This is a genomic window from Streptomyces sp. B1866, assembly GCF_031932565.1.
Lineage (GTDB): Bacteria > Actinomycetota > Actinomycetes > Streptomycetales > Streptomycetaceae > Streptomyces.
The window spans coordinates 1-9,846 of record NZ_JAVSCF010000241.1 but is presented as its reverse complement, the minus strand read 5'-3'; the positions used below and the strand labels follow the sequence as shown (position 1 = coordinate 9,846).

The 9,846-nt window shown below is 75.3% G+C and carries 3 protein-coding genes; all 3 read left to right on the top strand.

Going from position 1 to position 9,846, the window contains the following annotated elements:
- On the top strand, window positions 1-2,655 hold a 2,655-nt coding region (locus tag RKE29_RS24150; RefSeq protein WP_312007720.1), incomplete at its 5' end, for a type I polyketide synthase.
- Window positions 2,652-9,068, top strand: coding sequence for an SDR family NAD(P)-dependent oxidoreductase (locus RKE29_RS24145; protein WP_312007718.1), 6,417 nt, complete (start codon window positions 2,652-2,654; stop codon window positions 9,066-9,068). The genes RKE29_RS24150 and RKE29_RS24145, both read left to right, overlap by 4 nt.
- On the top strand, window positions 9,068-9,846 hold a 779-nt coding region (locus RKE29_RS24140; protein ID WP_312007717.1), incomplete at its 3' end, for a beta-ketoacyl synthase N-terminal-like domain-containing protein. The genes RKE29_RS24145 and RKE29_RS24140, both read left to right, overlap by 1 nt.

Below are 9,846 nucleotides of genomic sequence, written 5' to 3'. Positions count from 1 at the left end.
CAGCGGGTGTGGACGGGGCGGCTGTCGGTCTCCGCGTTCCCCTGGCTGGCCGACCACCAGGTGCTCGGTCAGGTGCTGCTGCCGGGCGTGGCCTGGGTCGAACTCGCCCTGCACGCAGGGCACCAGGCCGGTTTCGGCTCCGTCGAGGAACTGACCCTGCAAACGCCGCTCGTCCTCGACGCGTCGGACGCCGTGCGCATCCGGGTCGTGGTCGCGGAGGCCGGAGAACCCGGCCGCCGGGTCGTGTCGATGCACTCGCGCCGCGGCGACGGCGACTGGGTGAGCCACGCCGAGGGCGTCCTCGGGCCGGACGGGCCGCCCCCGGCGCCGCTCGCGCAGTGGCCCCCGGCCGACGCCGCGCCGCTCGACACCGACGGGTTCTACGACGACCTCGCCGCGGCCGGCTACCACTACGGGCCCGGCTTCCGCGGTCTGCGGCGGGCGTGGCGCGGCGGCGCGGACCTGTTCGCGGAGATCGGGCTGCCGGAGGGCGCCGACCCCAGCGGATACGGCCTCCACCCCGGGCTGTTCGACGCGGCCGTCCACAGCGTGGCCCGCGCCGAGGCGGGCCCGGGCGGCCTGGCGGAGACCCGGCTTCCGTTCGCCTTCTCGGACGTACGGCTCTTCGCGACCGGGGCGGCCTCGCTGCGGGTCCGTATCAACCCCGAGGAGTCCTCCTGGCAGGCGTGGGACGACTCCGGACTGCCGGTCCTCACCATCGGGCGGCTCGCCAGCCGTCCCGCCGACCCCGGTCAGCCGGCCGTGCGGCGGCGGGCCGACTCCCTGTTCCGCGTCGCCTGGCGTCCGGCCGCACCGGTCGGTCCGGCCCCGGCCTCCTGGGCCGTCCTCGGCCCGGACCCCGTCGGCCTCGTCCCCGGCCTCGAAGCCACGGGCGCGCGGGTGGAGACAGCCGCGAGCCTGGCCGCCATCCGAGCGGTCCCCGACGCCGTGCTGCTCCCGCTGCCGGGCCTGCGGGACGCGACCGGCCCCGGCGACGTGCCCGCGGCCGTACGAGCGGCGACCGCGCGCGTGCTGAGTGCGGTGCAGGACTGGCTCGCCGACGACCGGTTCGCCGACGCGCGGCTGGTGGTCGTCGGCCACAGCGCCGAAGACGGCGACCTCGTGCACGGAACGGCGCGCGGTCTGCTGCGCTCCGCCCAGGCCGAGCACCCCGACCGCATCACCCTCGTCGACCTCGACGGCCATCCCGCGTCGCTCGCGGCTCTGCCCGACTACGCGCTCGGCCCGGAACCGGAGATCGCGGTACGCGCCGGGGACGGCCGGGCACCCCGGCTGGCCCGGGCGGAGGGCCCGGCCGGAACGGGCTCGCTCGGCACCGGAACCGTCCTGATCACCGGAGGCACGGGCACGCTCGGCGGACTGCTCGCCCGGCACCTCGTGCGGACCCACGGAGTCACCCGGCTGCTGCTGGCCGGCCGCCGCGGACCGGAGGCGGACGGCGCGGACCGGCTGCGCGCCGAACTCACCGGGCTCGGCGCGCAAGTCGACATCGTGGCGGCCGATCTCGCCGACCGGCGGAGCGTGGCCGCGCTGCTGTCCGCCGTCGACGTCGGCCACCCGCTGTCGGCCGTCGTGCACGCCGCCGGCGTGCTGGACGACGGCGTGCTCGGCACGCGGTCCGCGCGGTGGCTCGACTCGGTCCTGGGCCCCAAGGCGGACGGCGCCTGGCACCTGCACGAACTCACCGCCGAGATGCCCTTGGCCGCCTTCGTGCTGTTCTCCTCGGCGGCGTCCGTGCTCGGCGCGGCGGGACAGGCCAACTACGCGGCGGCGAACGGCTTCCTGGACGCCCTGGCCGCCCACCGCGTCGCCCGGGGCCTGCCCGGGCTCTCGCTGGCCTGGGGGCTGTGGGCGCACCGCAGCGAGCTGACCAGGCGGGTCGGCTCCCCCTCCCGCGCCACCGCGGCCGTCGGCGCCCTGTCCACGGCGGAGGCCCTGGCCGCCTTCGACGCCGCCCTGCGCGCCGGGGAGCCGCTGGCGGTGCCGATCCGGCTGGACCCGGCGCCCGCCGCGTCAGCCCCGTCCGCCGCGGACGTACCGGCGATGCTGCGCGGCCTGGTCCCCGTACGCCGCCGGACCGTCACCGGCACGCGGCCCGGAGAGACGGCGGACGACGGGCAGGTGGCCCGGCAGCTGGCCGGCCTGCCCCCCGAGGAGCGGCTGCGGCGCGTACAGCAGGTCGTCCTCGACGCCGCGGCCGCCGTCCTCGGCCACGACAGCCGGGACGCCGTCCCCCTCACCCGAGGCTTCCTCGAACTGGGCTTCGACTCCCTGACCGGGGTGCGGCTGCGCAACCTGCTCTCCCGGCGTCTGGAGCTGCGCCTGCCCGCCACCGCCGTGTTCGACCACCCCAGCCCGGCCGACCTGGCGGCCCACCTGGCCGCGCGGCTCGCGGACACGGTCGACCCGACCGCGCAGGCCCTGCGGCAGCTGGAAACCCTGCGCCGCGGCGTCAGCGGGGCCGCGACCGAGGGCCTGGACCGCGCCCTCGTCGCACAGCGGCTCACCGCGCTGCTCGACGAGCTCCGGCAGCCCGGCGAACCGGCCGCCTCCGGTGACGACCTGGAAAGCGCGACGGCCGACGAGATCTACGCCTACATCGACAACGAGCTGGGCATCGGGGGTGTGCAGTGAGCGGCGACGACAAGGCACTCGCCTACCTCAAGCGGGTGACCGCGGACCTGCGGTCGACACGCGCGCGGCTGCGGGAACTGGAGTCCGCCGCCACCGAACCGATCGCCGTCATCGCCATGGCCTGCCGCCTGCCCGGCGGCGTACGCACCCCTGAGGACCTGTGGGACCTCGTGGCGCACGGGCGGGACGCGGTCGGGCCCTTCCCCGCCGACCGCGGCTGGGACCCCGACCTCTACGACCCGGACCCGGACGCACCCGGCAGGTCCTACGCCCGCGAAGGCGGGTTCGTGCACGACATCGCCGACTTCGACGCGGCCTTCTTCGTGATCTCGCCGCGTGAGGCGCTGGCGATGGATCCGCAGCAGCGGCTGCTGCTGGAGTGCTCGTGGGAGGCGATCGAGCGGGCGGGCATCGACCCGGCCTCGCTCAAGGGCAGCCGGACCGGCGTCTACACCGGGCTCATGACGCACGAGTACGCGACCCGCCTGCCCGAGATCGACCAGGAGTTGGAAGGCGTGGTCGGGATCGGCAACGCGGCCAGCGTCGCCTCCGGCCGCGTCTCCTACACGCTGGGGCTGAACGGGCCCGCGGTCACCGTCAACACGGCCTGCTCCTCCTCCCTGGTCGCCCTCCACCTCGCCGCACAGGCCCTGCGGCAGGGCCAGTGCGCCCTCGCGCTGGCCGGCGGCGCCTCGGTCATCGCGGCGCCGACGGTGTTCGCCACCTTCAGTCGGCAGCGGGGCCTCGCCCCGGACGGCCGCTGCAAGGCGTTCTCCGCCGCGGCCGACGGCACGGGCTTCGGCGAGGGCGTGGGTGTGCTGGTGCTGGAGCGGCTGTCGGACGCCCGGCGCAACGGGCACGAGGTGCTGGCCGTGCTGCGCGGTTCGGCGGTCAACCAGGACGGAGCCAGCAGCGGATTCACCGCCCCCAACGGACCCGCCCAACAGGACGTCATCAACCAGGCCCTGGCGGACGCCCGGCTCTCCGCGGCGGACGTGGACGCCGTGGAGGGGCACGGTACGGGGACGCGGCTGGGCGATCCGATCGAGGCGCAGGCGCTGCTCGCGGTGTATGGGGAGGGTCGGTCTGGGGATCGGCCGTTGTGGTTGGGGTCGGTGAAGTCGAACATCGGGCATGCGCAGGCGGCTGCGGGTGTGGCCGGTGTGATCAAGATGGTGCTGGCGATGCGTACGGGCGTGCTGCCGCGGACGCTGCACGTGGAGGAGCCCACGCCCGAGGTGGACTGGTCCTCCGGCGCGGTGCGGTTGCTGACCGAGGCGCGGGAGTGGCGGTCGGAGGGGGGTCGTCCGCGGCGGGCGGGCGTGTCGTCGTTCGGTATTTCCGGGACGAATGCGCATGTGATCGTCGAGGAGGCGCCGGCGGTGGAGCCGGTGGCGGTGGAGCGGTCCGCTGTCGGCGTTGTGCCGTGGGTGGTGTCGGCGCGTACGGCGGAGGGGTTGCGGGAGCAGGCGGCCCGGGTGGTGGAGGTCGCTGCCGGGCAGGACCCGGTGGATGTGGGGTGGTCGCTGGCTGTGACGCGTTCGGCGTTCGAGCATCGGGCGGTGGTGGTGGGTGGGAATCGGGATGAGTTGGTGGCGGGGCTGTCGGCAGTGGCGGAATCCGGCGGTGACAGGGCGGCGGATACCGGTGGTGTGGTGCTGGTGTTCGCGGGTCAGGGGTGTCAGTGGGTGGGGATGGGTCAGGAGCTGGTGGGGCAGTCGCCGGTGTTCGCGGGGTCGATGGAGCGGTGTGGGCGGGCGTTGGCGCCGTACACGGATTTCTCCCTGCTGGATGTGCTCGGTGACGAGCGGGAGCTGGGGCGGGTGGAGGTGGTGCAGCCCGTGTTGTGGGCGGTGATGGTGTCGTTGGCGGAGGTGTGGCGGTCGTGGGGTGTGCGGGTGGCCGCGGTGGTGGGGCATTCGCAGGGGGAGATCGCGGCGGTGACGGTGTGCGGGGGGTTGAGTGTGGAGGACGCGGCGCGGGTGGTGGCGTTGCGGAGCCGGTTGATCGCGGGGCGGTTGTCCGGGTTGGGCGGGATGGTGTCGGTGGCGTTGCCGCGTGAGGGGGTCGTCGGGCTGCTGGGGGGTGTGCCGGGTGTGTCGGTGGCGGCGGTCAACGGCGCGTCGTCGACGGTGGTTTCCGGTGAGGTGGCCGGGCTGGAGAAGCTTGTCGCCGCGTGTGAGGCGTCGGGCGTGCGGGCGCGGTGGATCGAGGTGGACTACGCGTCGCATTCGGCGCAGGTCGAGTTGGTCCGTGACGAGTTGCTGGATGTGCTGGAGGGCATTTCGCCTCGGTCTGGCGAGGTGCCGTTCGTGTCCACGGTCACGGGTGGGCAGGTCGACACCAGCGAGCTGGGCCCGGAGTACTGGTACCGGAATCTGCGGCAGACGGTGGAGTTCCGGTCTGGTGTCGAGTGCTTGCTTGGCCAGGGGCACGGGGTGTTCCTGGAGTGCAGTCCGCATCCGGTCCTCACCGTCGGCATCGAGGAGACCGCGCACGACAGCGCGGCGCGGGCCGTCGTCCTCGGCAGCCTGCGCCGCGACGAGGGCGGCCTCGCCCGGCTGGTCGCCTCCGCAGGCGACGCGTGGGTGCGTGGCGTGCCCGTCGACTGGGCGGGCCTGCTGCCCGGCGGCCGGCGCGTCGAACTGCCCACCTACCCCTTCCAGCGCGAGCGGCTGTGGCTGGAGGCGCCGCGCACCCGCGCGGCGGACGTCAGCGTGGCGGGGCTGGTCGAGGCCGGGCACGAGCTGCTGCCGGCGGCGGTGGAACTGCCGGGCGGCCAGTGGGTGTGGACCGGTGAGCTGTCACTCTCCTCCCACCCCTGGCTGGCCGACCACCAGGTGCTCGGCCAGGTGCTGGTCCCCGGCGCGGCCTGGGTCGACCTCGCCCTGCACGCGGGCCACCAGGAGGGCCACGGCTGCGTCGAGGAGCTCACCCTCCAGGCGCCGCTCGTGCTCGGCGAGTCGGACACCGCCCAGGTCAGGGTGGTCGTCACCGACCTCGGCGAGCCGGGCCGCCGGGCGGTGTCGGTGCACTCGCGCGGCGCCGACCAGCCCTGGGTGACGCACGCGGAGGGCTTCCTCACGGCCGGGGGACCCGAGCCGCACAGCATGGCCGTGTGGCCGCCCGCCGGCGCCGACCCCGTGCGGACCGACGGGTTCTACGAGCGGCTGGCGGCAGCCGGATACCAGTACGGGCCGCTCTTCCAGGGCGTCCGCGCGGCCTGGCGCGCGGGCGAGGACCTGTACGCCGAGGTCGCCCTGCCCGAGGACGCGGAGGTGGCGGGATTCGGCATCCACCCCGCCCTGTTCGACGCCGCCCTGCACACCGCGGCCGCCGCCGGCCTCGGCTCGGGCGAGACCCGGCTGCCGTTCTCCTTCGCCGGCGTACGGCTGTACGCGACCGGCGCCAGGTCGCTGCGGGTACGGGTGAGCCCGGCCGGCGGGCAGGGCATGGCGTGGGAGGCGTGGGACACCACGGGCCTGCCCGTGCTCTCCCTCGGCCGCCTGGCCACCCGGCCCGTCGACCGCGGTCAGCTCACCGCCCGGCGGCCCGAGTCCCTGTTCAAGGTCACCTGGGACGAAGCCGTCCCCGTCGTCGGACAGGCGGCCGCCGCCCACGGCGTCGTGCTGGGCGACGACCCGCTCGGGCTCGGCCCGGCGCTGCGGGCCGCGGGCTGGCAGGTCGAGACCGCCGCCGACGTGGCGTCCGTCGGCACGCCCCCCGAGGTGCTGGTGCTGCCCTGCGTCCCGCCGGCCCGCCCCGACGAGGACGACCTGCCCGCGGCCGTCCGGGCCGCCACCGGTCATGTGCTGGGCGTCGTCCAGCGGTGGCTCGCCGACGAGCGGTTCGGCGACTCCCGCCTGGTGGTCGTGACCCGCGACGCCCTGCCGGGCGACCTCCTGCTCGGCCCCGTCTGGGGCCTGGTGCGGTCCGCCCAGACCGAGAACCCCGGGCGCGTCACCCTGGTCGACCTCGACGACCACCCCGACTCGGCGGCCGTCCTGGCCGAGGTGTGCCTGGCCGACGAGCCCCGCGTCATGGTCCGTACGGGCAGGCCGACGGCCGCCCGGCTGGTCCGGGCCGCGGCGCCCGAGCTGGTGCCGCCCGCCGGAGCGGACGCCTGGCGGCTGGAGATCACCGAACCGGGCACCTTCGACAACCTCACGCTGGGCGTCTACCCGCACGCCGAGAAGCCCCTCACGGACCACGAGGTGCGGGTCGCCGTCCACGCGGGCGGCCTCAACTTCCACGACGTGGTGGCCGCCCTCGGCATGGTGGACGACGACCTCACCCTGGGCCGCGAAGCCGCCGGCGTGGTCGTGGAGGTCGGCGGCGCCGTACCGGACCTGGCGCCCGGCGACCGGGTGATGGGCATCCTGTCCTCCGGCTTCGGCCCGCTCGCCGTGACCGACCACCGCTACCTGGCGCGGGTACCCGACGGCTGGACGTTCACCCAGGCGGCGTCGGTGCCCGCCGCCTTCCTGACGGCCTACTACGGGCTGTGCGACCTCGGCGGCCTCCGCGCCGGCGACCGGGTGCTCGTCCACGCCGCCGCCGGCGGCGTCGGCATGGCCGCCGTGCAGATCGCCCGGCACCTCGGGGCCGAGGTGTTCGGCACCGCCAGCCCGCGCAAGTGGGGCACGCTGCGCGCCATGGGGCTGGACGACGCCCACCTGTCCTCCTCCCGCAGCCTCGACTTCGAGCCGAAGTTCATGGACGCCACCGGAGGCCGGGGAGTCGACCTCGTACTGAACTCGCTCGCCCGCGAGTTCGTGGACGCCTCGCTGCGGCTGATGCCCCGCGGCGGCCGGTTCGTGGACATGGGCAAGACCGACGTCCGCCGGCCGGAGCAGGTGGCCGAGGACCACCCCGGCGTCGCCTACCGGGCCTTCGACCTGGTCGAGGCCGGACCGCAGCGGACCGGGGAGATGCTCGCCGAGATCGTCCGGCTCTTCGAGGCCGGCGCGTTCCGGCTGCCGCCCATCACCCAGTGGGACGTGCGCCGGGCACCGGAGGCGTTCCGGTACATCAGCCAGGCCAAGCACGTCGGCAAGATAGTCCTCACCGTGCCCCGGCCCTTCGGGACCGACGGCACGGTCATGGTCACCGGCGCCTCCGGCACGCTGGGCGGCTTCTTCGCCCGGCACCTGGTCACCCGCCACGGCGCGCGGCGGCTGCTGCTGGTCAGCCGCGGCCCGGAGCGCACCGAGCTGGTGGAGCAGCTGACCGGGCTCGGCGCCACCGTCACCTGGGCCTCCTGCGACCTGGCGGACGCCGCCGCCCTGGAGCGGGTGGTGCGGTCCGTCGACGACCGGCACCCGCTGGTGGCGGTCGTCCACTCGGCCGGCGTGCTCGACGACGGCGTGATCGACAAGCAGACCGCCGAACGGCTCGACACCGTGATGCGCCCGAAGGTCGACGCCGCCTGGAACCTGCACCGGCTGGTCGGCAACGCGCCGCTGACCGACTTCGTGCTGTTCTCCTCGGCCAGCGGCGTGCTCGGCGGCGCCGGCCAGTCGAACTACGCGGCGGCCAACGCGTTCCTCGACGCGCTGGCCGAACACCGCCGCGCCCAGGGGCTCGCCGCCCAGTCGCTGGCCTGGGGGCTGTGGACGGACCGCAGCACGATGACCGGCCAGCTGGGCTCCACCGAACTCGCCAGGATCGCCCGCAACGGCGTCGCCGAGATGTCCGAGGACGACGGCCTGGCCCTGTTCGACGCCGCCCGGGACACGGCCGAGGCGGTGCTGCTGCCCGTGCACCTGGACATCGCCAGGCTCCGGGGCCGGTCCGGCGAGGTGCCCGCCATGTTCCGCAGGCTGGTCCGTTCGACGGCCCGGCGCACCGCGAGCACGGCGGTGCGCGGCGCCGGCCTGGCGGACCAGCTCGCGTCGCTGTCCGGAGCCGAACGCGCCGAGCTGCTGCTGGGACTGGTGCGCGAGCACGCCGCGGCCGTACTCGGGCACGGCACCCCCGAGGCCGTCGCACCCGACCGGCCCTTCCGCGACCTGGGCTTCGACTCGCTCACCGCGGTGGAGCTGCGCAACAGGTTCACCGCGCTCACCGGCCTGCGCCTGCCGGCCACCCTCGTGTTCGACCACCCCACGCCGTCGGCGCTCGCCGCCCGCCTCGGCGACCTGCTGGGCGCCGACACGGCCTCCCCGGCCGAACCGGTGCTCGCCGCCGTCGGCCGGCTCCGCGCGGACCTGCGGACACTGGCCCCCGACGCCGACGGCGCCGAGGACGTGACGCTCCAGCTGGAGGCGCTGCTGGCCGAGTGGCGCGAGGCCGTCGAGCGGCGCGACGCGCAGGCCGCCCCGGACCACCTGCCCACCGCCGCCGACGACCTGGCAGCGGCCACCGACGAGGAGATCTTCGCCTTGGTCGACAGCGAACTGGGGGAGTCCTGATGACCGCGGGACCCGCCGAGGACAAACTCCGCGACTACCTCAAGAAGACCCTCGCCGACCTCCGCGCCACCAAGCAGCGGCTGCGCGACGCCGAGCGCAAGGGCACCGAGCCCGTCGCGATCGTGGGCATGAGCTGCCGCCTGCCCGGCGGCGTACGGACACCGGAGGAGTTCTGGGAACTCCTCGACGCCGGGACCGACGCCCTCGCGCCACTGCCCACCGACCGCGGCTGGAACGCCGACGCGGCGTTCGACAGCGGCCGGACGTACCTGCGCGAGGGCGGATTCCTCTACGGCGCGGGCCGGTTCGACGCGGCCTTCTTCGGAATATCGCCGCGTGAGGCCCTGGCGATGGATCCGCAGCAGCGGCTGCTGCTGGAGTGCTCGTGGGAAGCGGTCGAACGGGCCCGGATCGATCCGAGGTCCCTGCACGGCAGCCGCACCGGAGTCTGGTTCGGCACCATCGGCCAGGACTACTTCTCCCTCTTCGCCGGCTCCGGCGGCGAGTACGCCAACTACCTCGCCACCGCCTGCTCGGCCAGCGTGCTGTCCGGCCGGGTGTCCTACGCGCTGGGCCTGGAGGGACCCGCGGTCACCGTGGACACCGCGTGCTCGTCCTCGCTGGTGGCCCTCCACAACGCCGTACAGGCACTGCGCTCCGGCGAGTGCGACCTCGCCCTGGCCGGCGGCGCCACCGTGATGGCCACACCGACGGTCTTCACCGCCTTCTCCCACCAGCGCGGCCTCGCAGGCGACGGGCGCTGCAAGGCGTTCGCCGC